The organism is Mojavia sp. (assembly GCF_059505145.1).
The window spans coordinates 57,432-73,119 of sequence record NZ_JCACKA010000057.1 but is presented as its reverse complement, the minus strand read 5'-3'; the positions used below and the strand labels follow the sequence as shown (position 1 = coordinate 73,119).

Here is a 15,688-nt window from a genome sequence, read left to right as displayed (position 1 = left end):
ACAATCACAGTGAGTAAAGTTTAGTCTCTGGAAGATTTCCTGATACTTATGTTTTTCAAAAATATTTGCTTCCATTAGGAAACACTAGTAGTAGTAAGCTAGTCTGTTGCCCAAAGAAGTAAGGATTTTTTGCAGCTCTATGACTATTGAGGATCGGATTACTAACTCTCAAAAAAAGTTATTCAATCATGGCATGAAAAATTTGACACCTAATCGCCATGTAGCCAATCTGTTAATGGGAATGTTAGCTGCATTTCCCGTTGCCTTGGCATTACCTGTAGAGGCTTTACAAGTAAAGGTAAATCCCAGCAATCCTCAGTTGGGAGACACCCTGTCAGTATTGATTAATCTGGATAATCCAGGAAATGGTAACAATCCCACAGTAACTAATGGTGAGAAAACTTACCCAGCGTTTGAGATTGCACCCAATCAGTATCGGGCTTTTATACCAACAACTCCTTTGGAAAAACCTGGAACCAGAACACTTCGGATTTCGGGGAATAGCCAGCAACAAAACTTAAAAGTACAAGTACGAAATCGCAAATTTCCTGTACAACGGATTAATTTACCGCCAGGAAAAGCCGGAGTACAAGCTACAGAGCTTGAACTTAAACGTGTGGCAGCTTTTAAGGCACTACAAACACCCGAAAAGTATTGGAGTGGTGCTTTTATCAAACCTAGTTCAGCGCGGATTAGTACAATCTATGGTGTACGCCGCTACTATAATGGTAAATTTGCAAATGATTACTATCATCGTGGCGTTGACTACGCTGGAGCAACAGGCTCACCTGTTGTTGCTCCAGCTGCTGGGCGTGTTGCTTTGGTAGGCAAAGTATCGCAAGGGTTTCGGGTTCACGGTAACGTAGTTGGCATTGACCACGGTCAAGGAGTGACAAGCATTTTCATGCATTTAAGTCGCATTAATGTCAAAGAAGGTGATTTGGTCAAACCTGGTCAGTTGATTGGCGCAGTGGGATCAACAGGTGCTTCCACTGGCCCACATTTGCACTGGGGTTTATATGTCAATGGGCAATCTGTTGATCCAACACCTTGGAGAACTAAGGTTTTTAATTAGCATAAGCGAGATTAAGCACGTTTGTAATTAATTTGTATATTATTTTGCCTATTTTTAGGCAAAATAAACTAAATTTCTAGCATTCCTACCTTGCTTGGGTGGCTTAAATGATAATGAGCGTTATGAGTATTGAAAAAATTGTAGAACAAGCTCTCCAGGATGGTTATCTTACACCAGCAATGGAAGCAGAAGTCGGGCGCATCTGTGATAACGCCTCTGAACTCTCAATAGAAGAGTATATGGCGCTGGATCGACTGATGGGAGCGCTATTGACTGGTGAAGTAGTAGCGGTGCCTCGCAAACAATTCATTAACGTCATGGAAGAATTGGTGCTGACAGAGGCGATCGCACGAGTCGCAGAAATTGAAGCTACTAGCGAAAGCTCTGTAGATGTAGGGGATATTGCTGCTTACGCTCTCAACCGCCTCCCCCCCTTGTATGCTACTACAGAAGAAGGTGCTAACTATCAGCGCCAACGCGCCAAGGCAGAACTTCAAGAATTAATTAACCAACAAATAGGTGAGGCAATTGGTCGTAACCTTGACCAACCCAATGACAACAGAACACCAGTCGTGGGCAAAACTACTGGTAATGAAGTTCTGCGCCAAGTCAGTAACTTACTTCAAGTCTACGCACCTAATTTTGAGCAAAAATAATAACCTTAATTAGTCAATTGTCAATAATCAGTGGTCTGGAGCAAAGCCAAACAACTCACAACTGAGTATTGACAACTGATTATCATCATTCGCGCACAATTACTGGTGTCCCCACCTTCACTTGTTCGTACAACAATCGGACATCAGGATTACGCATTCTTAGACAGCCATGAGAAATAGCGGTTCCCATGACTTCGGTATTTGGCGTGCCATGAAAGCCAATTTGATTGTGTCCATCTGACCAAAAACTAATCCATCGTTCTCCTAAAGGGCTATCGGGGCCAGGCTCAAAGACTTGATCGGTAATTGGATGACGCCAGATAGGATCGTGCTGCTTGTACATTACTTGAAAATTACCTGTAGGTGTTTCCCAACCCTTTTTACCTACAGCAATAGGGTAACTAGCTATAACCACATCTGAACGGTAAACATAGGCGCGGCGATCGCTTAAATCAACCACTACTTGCCTATCACTATATTTATTATTATTAAATAAATTCTGTTGGGCTAAAGCCTTAGGTAATAGCGACTGTGGCCAAATTGATGCAGCTAGGTTCTGTTGTTTTTCTTGCACTAATAGCCGAGTTTTTTTGGGTTCGTCAGTTACCTTAGCTACATTTTTAGCCTTTATTCTCGACTTAGTATTATGACGCTTTGTTGCTGATAACTTTGATGTAGACTTTCTCGGCATAGGTTCATTAGAAACTGACGCACCATATGCGGTTGCGCCTAAATTTCCTTTAGAGATGCTATAGACGTCATTTTTGCGGCTATCCTTCGAGGAGGCTAGCTGTTTAAATTGCTGTTGTGTTGAGTTAATCCGCCAATGGACAGCCAGAGATAAGATTGCTGTGCCAAAACAGAGCAACATCACTATCCGCGCTACAGATTCATTTCTTACCATTGCCACCACCTATTGTTGATCCCTGACATATCCAGTTGACTAATTGGACGAGTTCATTATCTAATTATCAAAAATTTATAAATACTTATCAGTTCCCTCACAAATTTACTACTACCTCTGGGCACACTAGGGCTAGGCAGAAGTCCCCGCGAAAAAAACTTTAGGTAATAAACCTCAGTTATTGGAACTTTTAAAGTGCAGCAGTCCATCATTAATGGTGTGGGTGGGAGAAAGATTATGTTTGAAAAACTATTGCTAGCAGTCACAATTACATTTTCCCTCAACTTCTTTTTTCAAGTTCGTGTACCCGATCAAAGTAAGGCTGATACTAATTATCAACAGCGCACAAAAACACCAGCCACAATTTTAGTCACAAGACCAGATAAATAACAGTCCTAGTAGTTACAAGAGGTTACAACAGCCTAAATTTAAAAATTTTTGTGTTGCGCTTAATTGCAATATTGCAAATCTAAAATTTTGCTGATTTTTAGTATGCATCTGACCTCATGGGAAATTAAATACTTTACATCTAAATCTAAACATTGCCTATGTTGAAAATAAGGCAGAGGGCAGAAGGGGTAAGATTTTCATTCTCTCGTTGTATGATTTATCACATGAGCGTCTGTCTTGAAAATAGGGACTGGGGACTAAGGATTACGGAGGAAAGATTTTCATGACGAGCATTGTGGGCTATTGCCTATGGGGTTCTATCTAAATGGGAGGGAAGCCGGAAGTCTATGGCTGCCTATATTCAATATTCAAAATCGGAAATTTAGCAACTGGGTCTTTTTTCACCTTTTGACGAAACTTTTGTAACTCTACAATCCAGTACTAAGTTAACTTGCTTTGGCTTTTCCAGCCAGAAACTCACTCACGCCGGCTTGCCCAAACATAAGCCTCGTTAACCAACTGATCTGCATCAGATTGTCAACTCTGTTATACGCTTTTTATGCATAAAATACAATTCCTGTCAAGTGTATAGTGACAGTTATCATTAACAGCACAAATGTACGTAACATTGCTACACCTCTAAAATCTGATAAATAATAGCTGAAAGGCTTGAAATGTAAATGTTAAAGCCAAAAAGCATACCTATGATTCGCTAAAGGACTATTCATACTTGGATACCCGATTGTTCCAGTCACAAATCCGTCACTTACTCTAGGAACTTCCCACTAATTAGCAGGTCTAATAGAAAGGGATGATTTAGAGCCAGTACGATCTATGAGTCAATCGATTACTGTATCCTGGTCAACGGTTGATGCGAGGTGTCCAGAAGCATCGGTGCAAGTTGACAAACTCTCCAATCACGATTTAATTTTGCGTTGTCAAACTGGGCTACGTCCGGATCGTGCTGCGTTTGCGGAGCTATTGCGTCGTTATCAAACTCAAGTCGATAGGGTGTTATATCATTTAGCACCAGATTGGCCTGATAGAGCTGATTTAGCTCAAGAAGTTTGGATTCGCGTGTATCGGAATATTAACCGATTACAAGAACCATCTAAGTTTCGGGGCTGGTTAAGTCGCATTGCCACTAACTTATTTTATGATGAGTTGCGTAAACGCAAGCGGGTTGTTAGTCCTTTATCATTGGATGCTCCCCGCTCGGTAGACGACGGTGAAATGGATTGGGAAATTGCTGGAGATACCCCTGGGCCAGAAGAGGAACTGACGACTAGAGAATTTTACGAGCAACTGCGAGAAGCGATCGCCGATTTACCAGAGGTGTTTCGCACTACAATTGTTCTTAGAGAAATCGAAGGTATGGCATATGAAGAAATTGCCGAAATCACTGGTGTTTCCTTGGGAACTGTGAAGTCGAGAATAGCCAGAGCTAGATCCAGATTGCAAACCCAGTTGCAAAGCTATCTTGATACCTAAATGTACAATATCTGTCCTCTGTCGAATGGCAGAATTTAAGCATTGATTACCAATTGTACAAAGAATATAAATATCCTCTGGTATTAGGAAAAAAGATTGATGAATTTCTCAAAATTATCTGTTGTATTTACCCGTATATGAATTGGTAATAATGTTAAGATGACTACTGATTCTCAGTTTTATGACCGTTCTCACGTGCAACTTTCTAGAAACTTGCCAGATGGAATGGCTAATCATACCAATGAATCAACGGGTGCTATGGATATGGTGAAGCGCGATCGCTTCGAGTTATTGAGTGCTTACCTCGATGGAGAGGTGACTGCTGCCGAACGTAGGCAAGTAGAAGAATGGCTGGCAAACGATGCCTCCGTTCAATGCTTGTATGCTCGATTGTTAAAGTTAAGGCAAGGGTTGCGGACTATGCCAGTACCAGCAACCCAACAGCCAATAGAAACCACACTCCAGCAAGTTTTGGCACGTTTGAATCGCAGTTCCCAGTTAGCCTGGGCATTCGGAGGTGCAGCCATTGCTGCTTGTGTCATTGGCACAGTATCCGGCATCCTACCAGGTGGAGAATCCAGGACACTGCAACTAGCGCAACAACGAATAGAACCAATACAAGCCAAGTCAGAACCTACCGTCCCTGCTTCACCGTTAATGGTGGCCTTAAATAACCCGGTCATTGAAATTCCTAAAGCAGCAGTAGCTTCTCCGACAAAGCCAGCAACACGGGAAAATCCTAAACAGGGGCATATTGAACAGGATATAAACTAATTGCAAAGGTTAGAACTGCGCTTTGCTGGCGGTTAAACCACAGCCAGTCCACCATCCATCGGGTTGAGGCTTGCCTCCCAATCGGCGCACTTGATCTGGGGTCATTAGGTAAACCCAAGCCCAACCCAAGGATAACCCTTGCAAGTCGAATATCTCAATCTGCTGTCGATTATAAAGATTTTCTCTTATTTGTCTAGTAGGCTGATAATCTTCGAGATCGTCTAGTTGGCTTAAAATTTTAGATTCGGCAAAAGAAAGTAAATACCCGTAGACTTTGCTTTCTTCCAGCGTCATCGCTGGGTACCCCATCGGTAGAGCAAAAAGTTGACCTCGCGCAATAGCTCTTTTGGCATTTACTACTTTGTCAGCACAGTATCTTTTATAATTAACTTCACCTGGTTTGAGCGTGCCATAAACAAAAACGCGCACAGTAGCAGAAAATTTCATATTTGTTTCAGTCATAGCTGATTTTAACCAACTGAATTTCTTTGCCTACCATCTACAATATGGAGGCAGATACGATTACAGATCCAGTAGGAGCATTTTTTGGTGGATTCCCGATACAACCCAGCCGCGATTGAGGAAAAATGGCAAAAAACATGGGCAGAACTTGGCTTAGATAAAACACCTACAGATAGCGACAAGCCAAAATTCTACGCTTTGTCCATGTTCCCCTATCCATCTGGTAGCCTACACATGGGTCACGTTCGTAATTATACGATTACTGACGTGATTGCTCGCCTCAAGCGAATGCAAGGGTATCGAGTACTCCACCCAATGGGTTGGGATGCCTTTGGCTTGCCAGCAGAAAACGCCGCCATTGATCGTGGCGTTCCTCCAGCAAAATGGACTTATCAGAATATTGCCCAGATGCGGCAGCAATTGCAGCGTCTTGGTTTGTCTATTGATTGGGACTGCGAAGTCGCTACTTGTTCACCAGACTATTACAAGTGGACACAATGGATTTTCTTGCAGTTTTTGCAAGCAGGGTTAGCTTACCAAAAAGAAGCAGCAGTTAACTGGGACCCAATTGACCAAACTGTACTCGCAAACGAGCAAGTTGATAACGAGGGACGTTCTTGGCGTAGTGGCGCAAAAGTTGAGCGCAAATTGTTGCGTCAGTGGTTTTTGAAGATTACTGACTACGCTGAAGAATTGCTCAATGACTTGGATAAGTTGCCAGGTTGGCCAGAACGCGTCAAATTGATGCAGGCTAACTGGATTGGTAAATCCACAGGTGCTTACTTGGAATTTCCCATCATTGGGTTGAATGAAAAAATCAGCGTATATACCACACGCCCGGATACCGTTTATGGTGTTAGCTACTTGGTATTAGCACCAGAGCATCCTTTAACAAAGCGCGTCACTACTAAAGAACAAAAAGCAGCCGTAGAAGCGTTTATTCAAGAGGTTATCAATCAAAGTGAGTTAGAACGTACCGCTGAAGACAAACCTAAGCGAGGCATTCCCACTGGCGGTAAAGCAATTAACCCCTTTACTGGGGAAGAACTGCCTATCTGGAGTGCTGACTATGTGCTGTATGAGTATGGTACTGGGGCAGTCATGGGTGTACCCGCTCACGATGCCCGTGATTTCAAGTTTGCCACTAAATATAACTTGCCGATAGAGTTTGTGATCGTTCCGCCAGAAGAAGTTGTAGATGAGGATTTCCGCCAAGAAGATCCACCTTTAATCATGATTTCTTATGACAGTGCATATACTGAACCAGGAACTCTGATTAATTCTGGCCCTTTTAGTGGGATGCCATCTGTAGAAGCCAAGCAAGCGATAGTTGAATATGCCGAACAGCAAGGTTTTGGTAAAGCTAGGGTGCAATATCGTTTGCGGGATTGGTTGATTTCTCGACAGCGGTATTGGGGGGCACCAATACCAGTAATTCACTGCCCCAACTGTGGGATAGTACCAGTCCCTGACAAAGATTTGCCCGTAGAGTTGCCGGAAGAAGTAGAGTTTACCGGACGCGGCGGTTCACCTTTGACTCAGTTAGAAAGCTGGATGAATGTCCCTTGTCCAACTTGTGGCACTCCAGCCAAGCGCGAAACTGACACGATGGATACTTTTATAGATTCCTCGTGGTATTTCTTGCGGTATCCAGACGCTAAAAATGAACAGCAAGTTTTCGATTCCAGTAAAACCAATGACTGGATGCCAGTTGATCAGTATGTGGGTGGAATTGAACACGCGATTTTGCATTTATTGTATTCGCGCTTCTTTACTAAAGTACTGCGAGACAGAGGTTTGTTAAACTTTGATGAACCTTTCCAACGGTTGTTGACTCAAGGTATGGTGCAGGGTTTAACTTATCTCAATCCCAACAAGGGTGGTAAAGATAAATGGATTCCTTCTCATCTTGTAGACCCCGCTAATCCACGCGACCCCCAAACCAGGGAACCATTGCAACGCCTGTATGCTACCATGTCCAAGTCAAAAGGCAACGGTGTAGCACCAGAAGATGTAATTAGTAAATATGGTGTAGATACAGCACGGATGTTCATCTTGTTCAAAGCACCGCCAGAAAAAGACTTGGAATGGGATGAAGCTGATGTAGAAGGGCAATTCCGCTTTTTAAATCGGGTTTGGCGCTTGGTAACAGATTATATTGCTGCTGGGGTATCCCAGAAAAAAGCCCAACTCTCAGATCTGACTAAGCCAGAAAAGGAATTGCGACGGGCAATACATATTGCTATCCAAGCAGTTACAGAAGATGTACAAGACGAATATCAATTCAACACTGCTGTTTCAGAATTGATGAAGTTAAGTAACGCCCTTGCTGATGCCAGCTGCAAAAATTCATCCATTTATGCCGAAGGAATTCAGACTTTGGTTGTGTTGCTAGCGCCTTTTGCACCACATATTACTGATGAATTGTGGCATTTATTTGGTAAAGCCGATTCTGTGCACACCCAAACTTGGCCCTCTTTTGATCCTGCTGCCTTAGTAGCTGATGAAATCACTTTGGTGATTCAAATTATGGGCAAAACACGGGGCGCAATTCAAGTTCCAGCGCAAGCCGATAAAGCTGAGTTGGAGAAATATGCACGGGAATCAGAAGTTGCCCAGCGTTACATTGAGGGTAAAGAAATTAAAAAGGTAATTGTTGTGCCTGGGAAACTGGTAAATTTTGTAATCGGCTAAAACTAGAGAAAAGCGAATAAGAGAAATATTAGTCTCTGAGTTACCGCGTTTCTCGTTACCCATATTGCCCCAATAAGGTTTTGTTTGTGTACCTGTCAACTTACACCCTAACGGTGTGATGGTTACCTTTAAGCGAACCATATTGGGGTTTGGGCTTAGTAGCAGTAGTCACCAGATTAAAGTTCATGGCTTGATCTAGCCCGTATTAAGTTTTATTGTGCTAAACCAAAAACCGCTATTTCTCAAATCTCCGTAATAATTCTTAGACAGTAGTTTTCAATTGAATTGGAGTAACTAATATATTGGGTAAAATTACACTTATACCTTTGCCTGTTGGCATGTAATTGTATGTGCCTTTAAAAACTTAGTTATTTTCGGTTAAATAAGATAATTTTTTATTTATACACAAAAAAGCACCTGAGAGTTTTGCTCACTCAAGCGCTTTTTCGTATAAGTTTATACCAAATCACTAGTTTGATGAAACATCTGAAATCTGCAAAACCCTCTAAGGGAGAAGCATTGCGAGAACAACCTGTGACAAACATCTGGTGAAATGGTATCACTCCTTGCACTAACTAAGAATATCTCTTCTAGAACAAAAGTAGTAATCTGGTGAGTGACAGTTTATCAACTGACACTAGTTAAAATCGACTCATGCTGCATAGTGTCTATCAAGACCAAGCAATACCGTAAATAATTTGTGTACTTAGTATAATAAAACAGTTATTGTTCTAGAATTTCCAGTAGCGATCGCAAATCGATCTGTTGAGCTATATGCTGAATGTAGTAGCATAAATTTTTTACACGAGTTGTTTGTTAGTGATGTCCAGGGCTGACAGAATAATATGAAGTGCGTGAAAGCCCGCCAGTAGTAGTGTGAAGATTTATGCAGAAAAATCAAGTTAAAAAAGCTGTGATTCCGGCAGCTGGTTTCGGCACTCGTTTATTTCCAGCTACCAAAGTCGTTAAAAAAGAGCTTTTTCCAATTATTGATCAAGACGGCAGAGCCAAACCTGTGATTCTAGCAATTGTTGAAGAGGCAATTAATGCTGGTATTGCAGAAATTGCCATTGTAGTACAACCAGATGATCAAGAATTATTTACTAATTTATTTAAAAATCCGCCCAAACCCGAACTTTTTCAGAAGCTTTCGCCCCAAAATCAAGAATACAGCCAATATCTCCAAGAATTAGGTAACAAAATCACAATATTAACGCAAGATGAGCAAGAAGGTTACGGTCATGCGGTATTTTGTGCCCATGACTGGGTAAAGGATGAACCATTTTTGTTGATGCTAGGAGACCACGTTTACAAATCTGGCATTGAGAAATCTTGTGCCCGTCAAGTTTTAGATGTTTACGAACAAGAAAATCAGAGTATTGTTAGCTTAACTATTATGCCTGCCGAAATTATTCAGAAAGCTGGATGTGTTGCCGGAGTTTGGCAGAAGTTAAATTCAATTTTGAAGATTACACAAGTTTATGAAAAGCCATCAATTGAGTATGCACGTCAGTATTTGCGTGTAGATTCAATGGAAGAGAATGAGTTTTTATGTATATTTGGCTTGTATGTACTCACGCCCAAAATTTTTGACTTTCTAGCAGAACACATTAATAACAACTTTCGTGAACGAGGGGAATTTCAGCTAACATCCTGTCTCGATAGAGTACGTCAAGCAGAAGGTATGACAGGATATGTTGTCCAAGGTAAGTGTTTTGATACAGGATTGCCAGATGCTTATCGTCAGACAATGATTGATTTTAGAAATATATATAGCAATCCTATCTGATATCATGTCCATTCAAATAACCGTCATTGCGACCGTAGGGAAGCAATCCCAAAAACATTGCGATTGCGTCGTTTCACTTCGTTCCACTCGCAAGGACATTAAGGGTGATTTGCCGGACATGATATCAGTTGTGAAAAATACTTTGTTTAATTAGACGCGAAGAAGGAGAGGAGAGAGAATTACATGAATGATTTAGGACTGCTATAGTAAGATTTTCTTTAACTTACTGCTGACTCTAACATTCTTATTGTTCCGGCATCCGCATCAATTTCTACTTCTACACCTACAGGTACAGTAAATTTATCTTTGATATGGCCAAACATTGAACCATACCAAACCGGAATTTTTAAGGAAATTAAGTGGTCTTGTAATACTTGCATTAAAGTAAAAGTTGGCTCATCCCCAGGACTACAATTAGTGCATTGTCCAAAAACAAAGCCAGCAATCTGGTTCAGTATTCCGGCATTTTTTAACTGCGTCAGCATCCGGTCTACACGATAAACATCCTCACCTATTTCTTCCACAAACAAAATACTTTTGTGCCATGAGGGTAGGTAAGGTGAACCCACCATTGCTGATACTACTGACAAATTACCACCGACAAGTTTACCTTTAGCTTTTCCCGGTGCGACTCGAAACGATCGCCCTTCGCTATTGTTGGGATTTTGCATTGTCACAGCTTCCCCATTAAATAGGATGCGCTTGATGTAATCTACCGTAAACTGATTCCAGGTAGATGTGGCAACTGGCCCATGAAAAGTAATCACCCGACTGCGGGCAGCGATCGCTAACAACAAAGAAGTAATATCGCTATACCCCATCAAAATTTTAGGATGAGAGCGGATATTAGTATAGTTCAGTAGCGGTAAAATCCGATTACAACCCCAACCGCCGCGCATAGCAATAATCGCTTTGATAGATCTATCGGCAAACATAGCGTTTAAATCCTCGGCACGGTCAACATCTTTGCCTGCTAAATAGCCATAACGATCTAAAATATGCGCCCCTAACTTGACTTTTAAACCTAAATCAGCAAAAGTGCGCTGCGCTGCGGCGACATCTTTGGCATCAATGACACCCGCCGGGGCAATTAATCCTACAGTATCGCCCACTCGCAGGCGAGGTGGCTTGAGAATGGTGTTAGGAGACTGACCTTGAGCGGTAAATGATGGAAATTGAGTGGCTAAAGTAGCGAGTCCACAGCTAGTAAGAAATTGTCGACGGTTGATGGTCATGATGGCAGTTTATAGTAAAGCTTGCTGGGTTAAGATGTCCAGAATTTTTCGGAGGTAGTTGTGGCACTTCAACGTTTGATTATCGAAATGGGAATGGGAGTAGATCAACATGGACAGGAACCGACAGTAGCAGCAGCCAGGGCGGTACGTAATGCGATCGCTCATAATGCCTTACCTGGTGTTTGGGAAGTCGCTGGTTTGAGTGACCCCAATGAAATGATTGTGGAAGTCAAAGTAGCAGTACCTTACCCAGAACAAGTGCAAACAGAAGAGGTACTAGCTGTATTGCCGTTTGGTCGCAAAACCCTCACCGTAGAATCTGGAGGAATGGTAGTTCAGGGGCGCGCAATTCCCTCCCTCAACGATAAAAATGATGAAATGTTGATAGCTGTTGCTGCGGTTACTGTTTTAATTGAAACTAAATAACTGTGGCACAAATTGCAATATTTACTTAACAGAATGACCCATCTCCAAGAACAACATCGGGAAAATTTATTTGGTTAGTTGACATCAGAACTCACATTGAATACACCTAACAAGTTAAACTTGTTCTGGTAATTTAAGGAAACTGATGCTATGTCACTTGCAGCCATTGACACAGTAGTTGCTGCTTATTTTAGTAACATTGCAGCCATGAATCCAGAAGGTTGGGTAGAAAACTTTGCCGAAGATGCTCTCAGCTACGATCCAGTTGGAGAACCACCTACCAAAGTTCATGAAGGATTTCGTCAGTTTATCGGGCAGTTGCAAGCAGTCTTTGACAAACTAGAACCAAAAACAGAGCATATATTTATTGCTGGTAATGAAGCAGCGGTCAAGTGGACAATGCAAGGAGTCAGCAAAAGCGGCAAGCTAGTCAGCTTTGAAGGAATTACAATTTTTGAGATTAACGCAGCTGGTAAGATTCAAACCACTCGCGCTTACTGGAATCCAGCAGCAATGGTGGCTCAGCTGCGCTCTTAGAACTATAGCGCTTGGGTCTGCAAACTGCTCACCTTAACAGATGTGCGCTAGACTGGAGGCATTGGGATAAGAATCTCTGGCAGTAAGTTCAATAGACTACTAATCTTCACCACTCCAGCGAAATGTCTCAAGAGCAGAACGAATCATCCCAGATTCAGCAGATAACCGGACTGAGAGCAAATCACTTTGCTGATTTAATCAGAGCTGCACAATTGATTTTCGACCCCGCCGCAGGACTCTCTGGAAGAAATGTCAAAGTTGACTGGCAAGAGTTTGGCATTCCCCTTGATGTGGCGCAAAATCTCAGAGTACTTGGTGAGCAGTATCGATATGCATCTCCTCACATTCCCATTGAAAACATTTGGAGCCAATTGACTCCAGAAACTCGTATTTGGTTCATAGAACATAAAGATGAGTTGTGGCAGTTAGAAGAAGCTTTTCCAGCGCTTGATGAAGATTAAGCTAGAGTTGGGAAATTCTTCTATTTAGGAGATGGAAAAACTGTATTGCCTCAATACTAAAATTAGCGCGATCGCTGCAACACTAAATAACTAGACTTTGGAAAATAATACAGTTTCTTGGTAGGGGCATAACAGGAGTTGTGTCCCTTCTTTATATTATCTACAAATAAGAACTGCTATAGTATGAGGAATTCCAGGTAAATCACCTACTTTCTACCTTCGCATAACTTAGTTACTATAATTGAACGCTAACTCGGTCTCATCCACCAAAGCAAAAGCACAATCTCCACAAACTTGAGGATTTATTCAATATAAGTATCCATCAACTGGTTTTTATTCATGCTATGGTTCAATGCTCTTCAAACTGCTCCTATGTCATTGGCCAGATAGTTGGAATTTAGATGCTCGGTGTATTGTGCGATCGCGTTAGCTTATGTGCATAGTTAAATTAATTAAACAAGCGCGTATCGATGAATCAAAGCTTAAGCGTTGCTCCAACCTTGGAAGCATCAAATACTATAAATCCTGTTGTTGCCAAACAACAGCCTTTTATCAAGCAACTAATTATCCTTAGTTTAGAAATGCTTTTGGCATTGCCTTTAGGTTTAGGTTTGGCAAGATTCCACATTGGCGGAATTGCCTGGATATTTGGGGGTATTGCTGCTGGTACAGTGGTTTTGCAGGGATGTCGAATTCTCTACCAAGATTCCCCAAAACCTAATCGAACTGCTAGAAAAGTTGGTATGGCACTTGTAGGCTTAACAGTGGGTTCCTCAAACGCTCATGCTAATCTAGCCACTGTTAGTTCTAGTATTCCTATTTTTATTTTTCTGACATTTTTTTTACTAATTTGTGGTAGCGGTATTGGCTACATTTACTCTCGCTTGAGTAAAATAAACCTATTAACAGCAATGCTAGCTACAGTTCCTGGTGGTGTGGGAATTATGGCAGCTATTGCGGCTGATTATGGCAGAAATGTTACCTTAGTAGCTTTAGTTCAGGCCTTACGCGTCACATCTGTAGTTTTTGTTATTCCTTTTATCGCCAGAACAGCAGTTGGTAATTATTGGAATCCTCAAACACTCCCAACTCAAGGTGCTTTACTAAGTTTTGAGCCATTCCAGCTAGGAATGCTTTTATTGGCACTTGTTGTTACTGGATTAGCTGTTTATCTTTCTATATTATTTAAAATTCCAGCAGGCGATTTTTTTAGTGCATTGTTAATTGGTATAGCATTTAATCCTTTACTGAATTGCCTGCCTTTTGTTAATGATGTTCAATTTATTCCCCCACCTTTGATCAACTTAATAGGCCAAATGTTATTGGGAATTACTATTGGTGAGTATTGGGGAGAAAAACCTAATTTTGGCAAACGGACTGTAGGCTACGCTTTGATGTCTGTAGCAATGACCCTTATAGCAGGTGCGATCGCTGCTATGCTGGCAATGCAATTAACTTCTTGGGACTGGTTGACTTGTCTATTAGTGACAGCACCAGGAGGATCAGCAGAAATGATTTTAGTTTCTTTGGTATTAAATCATAACGTGGAAATTGTCACAACTGGTCATTTAGTGCGACTAATTGCAATTAACAGTTCCCTACCGATTTGGATATTTTTATTTCGTCGTCTTGATAGTCAAATTTCCGAATCTGTTTAGAATAGCAAAATTTTCGACTCACTCTTAGCGATCGCTTTATTTATGGTTCCTTAATTTCTTGATGTATTACACTCAGTAGCAACCAGCTATATTTACTTACTCAAGCTGATCTTCTGGTTGCTGCAATAGTTGATTAAGCTTATTTTCAATAGCTGTTAGTTTTTTCAGAATAGTGGGGCGATCGCCATCAACAGAAACCAGTAAATTGGCGATTCCCTCTTGTAGGTTCGTCAATCGTACCACGGCATTTTGCAGTTGTATCATACCTTCTCGGAGTTCCTGCCGTTCCTGCCTAGCGTCAGCAATTTCATCTAACATAGCTTGGGCTGTTTTAGCGTTAATTTCTATTAATTGTTTGAGTTCTTTATCTGACATTGCCATCGCGTTTTCTGGTTGCGTGTATTACTCATCATAATTTGTAGTTAAATTATTTTTTAACGTAGACGCGAAAGATGCAAAGAAAGAAACAATTAAGAAAGTATGATTGCCTACAAGCGCAGTGCGCGCAGCGCAATCGCTGACGAACTGAGTTGCCAATTTCACTCAAAAACTCAAGACTCAGCAACGCCAGTCGCCTCAACGGAGGGAACCCCCGCACAGTGCTAGCTCCTCAGAACTTGATGCCATTCCTGCACTACAGATTGTGGAACTGAGATATTAATAGTGCGATCGCCAGGGAGAGGTATATTTAGCAGCAGTTGTTCACTAGGCAGTGTGGGCAAAATATTCTTAAATTCATATTGACCAATAGTGGGTGCTGGTGCTTCCTCTAAGAAAACATCAGGAGCAGTTAAGACTTTACCTGTAGCAGTAGTAATTCTGAGCGGTTGTGGATGGATCAGTTCGGCAGAACCAGGAAACCCTACCAGTCGTAGATTTACGTTCAGTGCTTCACCAGAATAAACCTGCTTAAATAAGATCACCTGCCAAACATTTCCTGATTGATCATCTAATTTTTTTTGTGAGCGATAAAGTATTTCTCCTGGTCTTTCTTTTAGTTGGATGACAGCAGCGATCGCTTTTTGAGATGTACTGATTTCTAAACCCAGAAATATAAAGGTCGTCAATATCCCCAGCAGTAGCAGCCATCCAAATATTTGTAATAAACGGCGCAACATCAGATGTACCTCCTTGCC

16 protein-coding genes are annotated in these 15,688 nt (G+C 41.6%); 11 read left to right on the top strand and 5 right to left on the bottom strand.

The genetic code is table 11. The features are described from left to right. Nucleotides 1–139 precede the first annotated feature (139 nt). Both AC5JL8_RS11385 and AC5JL8_RS11380 read left to right on the top strand, forming a co-directional pair. A complete protein-coding gene (locus tag AC5JL8_RS11385; protein WP_495879887.1) occupies nucleotides 140–1,075 on the top strand; it encodes a M23 family metallopeptidase in 936 nt (311 codons plus the stop codon). A gap of 122 nt (nucleotides 1,076–1,197) precedes the next feature. Then, nucleotides 1,198–1,731, top strand: a complete 534-nt coding sequence (locus tag AC5JL8_RS11380) for a late competence development ComFB family protein (RefSeq protein ID WP_495879886.1) — start codon at nucleotides 1,198–1,200, stop codon at nucleotides 1,729–1,731. Nucleotides 1,732–1,816: 85 nt separating this feature from the next. On the opposite strand, the gene AC5JL8_RS11375 is transcribed toward AC5JL8_RS11380, so the two are convergent. After that, nucleotides 1,817–2,635, bottom strand: coding sequence for a L,D-transpeptidase (locus AC5JL8_RS11375; protein ID WP_495879885.1), 819 nt, complete (start codon nucleotides 2,633–2,635; stop codon nucleotides 1,817–1,819). A gap of 195 nt (nucleotides 2,636–2,830) precedes the next feature. On the opposite strand from AC5JL8_RS11375, the gene AC5JL8_RS11370 reads away from it, so the two are divergent. From AC5JL8_RS11370 to AC5JL8_RS11360, 3 genes are all read left to right on the top strand, one after another. Then, a complete protein-coding gene (locus AC5JL8_RS11370) occupies nucleotides 2,831–3,025 on the top strand; it encodes a QAALIT motif small membrane protein (protein ID WP_495879884.1) in 195 nt (64 codons plus the stop codon). An 834-nt stretch (nucleotides 3,026–3,859) separates the two neighbouring features. Continuing rightward, nucleotides 3,860–4,516 carry a sigma-70 family RNA polymerase sigma factor gene (locus tag AC5JL8_RS11365; RefSeq protein ID WP_495879883.1) on the top strand — a complete coding sequence of 219 codons (657 nt, stop codon included), beginning with the start codon at nucleotides 3,860–3,862 and terminating at the stop codon, nucleotides 4,514–4,516. A gap of 159 nt (nucleotides 4,517–4,675) precedes the next feature. Continuing rightward, nucleotides 4,676–5,290 carry an anti-sigma factor family protein gene (locus tag AC5JL8_RS11360; protein WP_495879882.1) on the top strand — a complete coding sequence of 205 codons (615 nt, stop codon included), beginning with the start codon at nucleotides 4,676–4,678 and terminating at the stop codon, nucleotides 5,288–5,290. Between the two features lie 9 nt (nucleotides 5,291–5,299). Here AC5JL8_RS11360 and AC5JL8_RS11355 read toward each other — a convergent pair whose 3' ends face one another. After that, nucleotides 5,300–5,752 carry a gamma-glutamylcyclotransferase family protein gene (locus AC5JL8_RS11355; protein ID WP_495879881.1) on the bottom strand — a complete coding sequence of 151 codons (453 nt, stop codon included), beginning with the start codon at nucleotides 5,750–5,752 and terminating at the stop codon, nucleotides 5,300–5,302. 87 nt (nucleotides 5,753–5,839) lie between these two features. Here AC5JL8_RS11355 and leuS point away from each other — a divergent pair, with 87 nt between their 5' ends. Next, nucleotides 5,840–8,446, top strand: a complete 2,607-nt coding sequence (leuS, locus tag AC5JL8_RS11350) for a leucine--tRNA ligase (RefSeq protein ID WP_495879880.1) — start codon at nucleotides 5,840–5,842, stop codon at nucleotides 8,444–8,446. An 886-nt stretch (nucleotides 8,447–9,332) separates the two neighbouring features. After that, nucleotides 9,333–10,235: a sugar phosphate nucleotidyltransferase gene (locus AC5JL8_RS11345; RefSeq protein ID WP_495879879.1), complete on the top strand. Its 903-nt coding sequence runs from the start codon at nucleotides 9,333–9,335 to the stop codon at nucleotides 10,233–10,235. 218 nt (nucleotides 10,236–10,453) lie between these two features. On the opposite strand, the gene AC5JL8_RS11340 is transcribed toward AC5JL8_RS11345, so the two are convergent. Next, the gene (locus tag AC5JL8_RS11340; RefSeq protein ID WP_495879878.1) at nucleotides 10,454–11,470 is read right to left on the bottom strand and encodes a S66 peptidase family protein; all 1,017 of its coding nucleotides are present in this window, start codon (nucleotides 11,468–11,470) and stop codon (nucleotides 10,454–10,456) included. Between the two features lie 60 nt (nucleotides 11,471–11,530). On the opposite strand from AC5JL8_RS11340, the gene AC5JL8_RS11335 reads away from it, so the two are divergent. The 4 genes from AC5JL8_RS11335 (at nucleotide 11,531) to AC5JL8_RS11320 (ending at nucleotide 14,552) form a co-directional block, all read left to right on the top strand. Then, nucleotides 11,531–11,896 carry a Lin0512 family protein gene (locus AC5JL8_RS11335; protein WP_495879877.1) on the top strand — a complete coding sequence of 122 codons (366 nt, stop codon included), beginning with the start codon at nucleotides 11,531–11,533 and terminating at the stop codon, nucleotides 11,894–11,896. A 150-nt stretch (nucleotides 11,897–12,046) separates the two neighbouring features. Continuing rightward, nucleotides 12,047–12,433 (top strand): nuclear transport factor 2 family protein, encoded by a 387-nt coding sequence (locus AC5JL8_RS11330; protein WP_495879876.1) that lies wholly within the window; start codon nucleotides 12,047–12,049, stop codon nucleotides 12,431–12,433. Between the two features lie 122 nt (nucleotides 12,434–12,555). Continuing rightward, nucleotides 12,556–12,894, top strand: a complete 339-nt coding sequence (locus AC5JL8_RS11325; protein ID WP_495879875.1) for a hypothetical protein — start codon at nucleotides 12,556–12,558, stop codon at nucleotides 12,892–12,894. Nucleotides 12,895–13,364: 470 nt separating this feature from the next. Then, nucleotides 13,365–14,552 (top strand): AbrB family transcriptional regulator, encoded by a 1,188-nt coding sequence (locus tag AC5JL8_RS11320; protein WP_495879874.1) that lies wholly within the window; start codon nucleotides 13,365–13,367, stop codon nucleotides 14,550–14,552. A gap of 96 nt (nucleotides 14,553–14,648) precedes the next feature. Here the strand turns inward: AC5JL8_RS11320 and AC5JL8_RS11315 are convergent, their stop codons facing one another. Together AC5JL8_RS11315 and AC5JL8_RS11310 are read right to left on the bottom strand one after the other, a co-directional pair. Continuing rightward, a complete protein-coding gene (locus tag AC5JL8_RS11315; RefSeq protein WP_495879873.1) occupies nucleotides 14,649–14,933 on the bottom strand; it encodes a hypothetical protein in 285 nt (94 codons plus the stop codon). 221 nt (nucleotides 14,934–15,154) lie between these two features. Beyond that, nucleotides 15,155–15,670 (bottom strand): DUF3122 domain-containing protein, encoded by a 516-nt coding sequence (locus tag AC5JL8_RS11310; RefSeq protein WP_495879872.1) that lies wholly within the window; start codon nucleotides 15,668–15,670, stop codon nucleotides 15,155–15,157. Nucleotides 15,671–15,688: the final 18 nt, after the last annotated feature.

Excerpts from the sequence above, each read along its gene's own strand:
- AC5JL8_RS11385 (WP_495879887.1), top strand. The coding sequence starts at position 140 with ATGACTATTGAGGATCGGATTACTAACTCTCAAAAAAAGTTATTCAAT.
- AC5JL8_RS11345 (WP_495879879.1), top strand. The coding sequence starts at position 9,333 with ATGCAGAAAAATCAAGTTAAAAAAGCTGTGATTCCGGCAGCTGGTTTC.
- AC5JL8_RS11360 (WP_495879882.1), top strand. The coding sequence starts at position 4,676 with ATGACTACTGATTCTCAGTTTTATGACCGTTCTCACGTGCAACTTTCT.
- AC5JL8_RS11310 (WP_495879872.1), bottom strand. The coding sequence starts at position 15,670 with ATGTTGCGCCGTTTATTACAAATATTTGGATGGCTGCTACTGCTGGGG.
- AC5JL8_RS11315 (WP_495879873.1), bottom strand. The coding sequence starts at position 14,933 with ATGGCAATGTCAGATAAAGAACTCAAACAATTAATAGAAATTAACGCT.
- AC5JL8_RS11375 (WP_495879885.1), bottom strand. The coding sequence starts at position 2,635 with ATGGTAAGAAATGAATCTGTAGCGCGGATAGTGATGTTGCTCTGTTTT.
- AC5JL8_RS11320 (WP_495879874.1), top strand. The coding sequence starts at position 13,365 with ATGAATCAAAGCTTAAGCGTTGCTCCAACCTTGGAAGCATCAAATACT.
- AC5JL8_RS11380 (WP_495879886.1), top strand. The coding sequence starts at position 1,198 with ATGAGTATTGAAAAAATTGTAGAACAAGCTCTCCAGGATGGTTATCTT.
- AC5JL8_RS11340 (WP_495879878.1), bottom strand. The coding sequence starts at position 11,470 with ATGACCATCAACCGTCGACAATTTCTTACTAGCTGTGGACTCGCTACT.
- AC5JL8_RS11365 (WP_495879883.1), top strand. The coding sequence starts at position 3,860 with ATGAGTCAATCGATTACTGTATCCTGGTCAACGGTTGATGCGAGGTGT.
- AC5JL8_RS11325 (WP_495879875.1), top strand. The coding sequence starts at position 12,556 with ATGTCTCAAGAGCAGAACGAATCATCCCAGATTCAGCAGATAACCGGA.
- AC5JL8_RS11330 (WP_495879876.1), top strand. The coding sequence starts at position 12,047 with ATGTCACTTGCAGCCATTGACACAGTAGTTGCTGCTTATTTTAGTAAC.
- AC5JL8_RS11355 (WP_495879881.1), bottom strand. The coding sequence starts at position 5,752 with ATGACTGAAACAAATATGAAATTTTCTGCTACTGTGCGCGTTTTTGTT.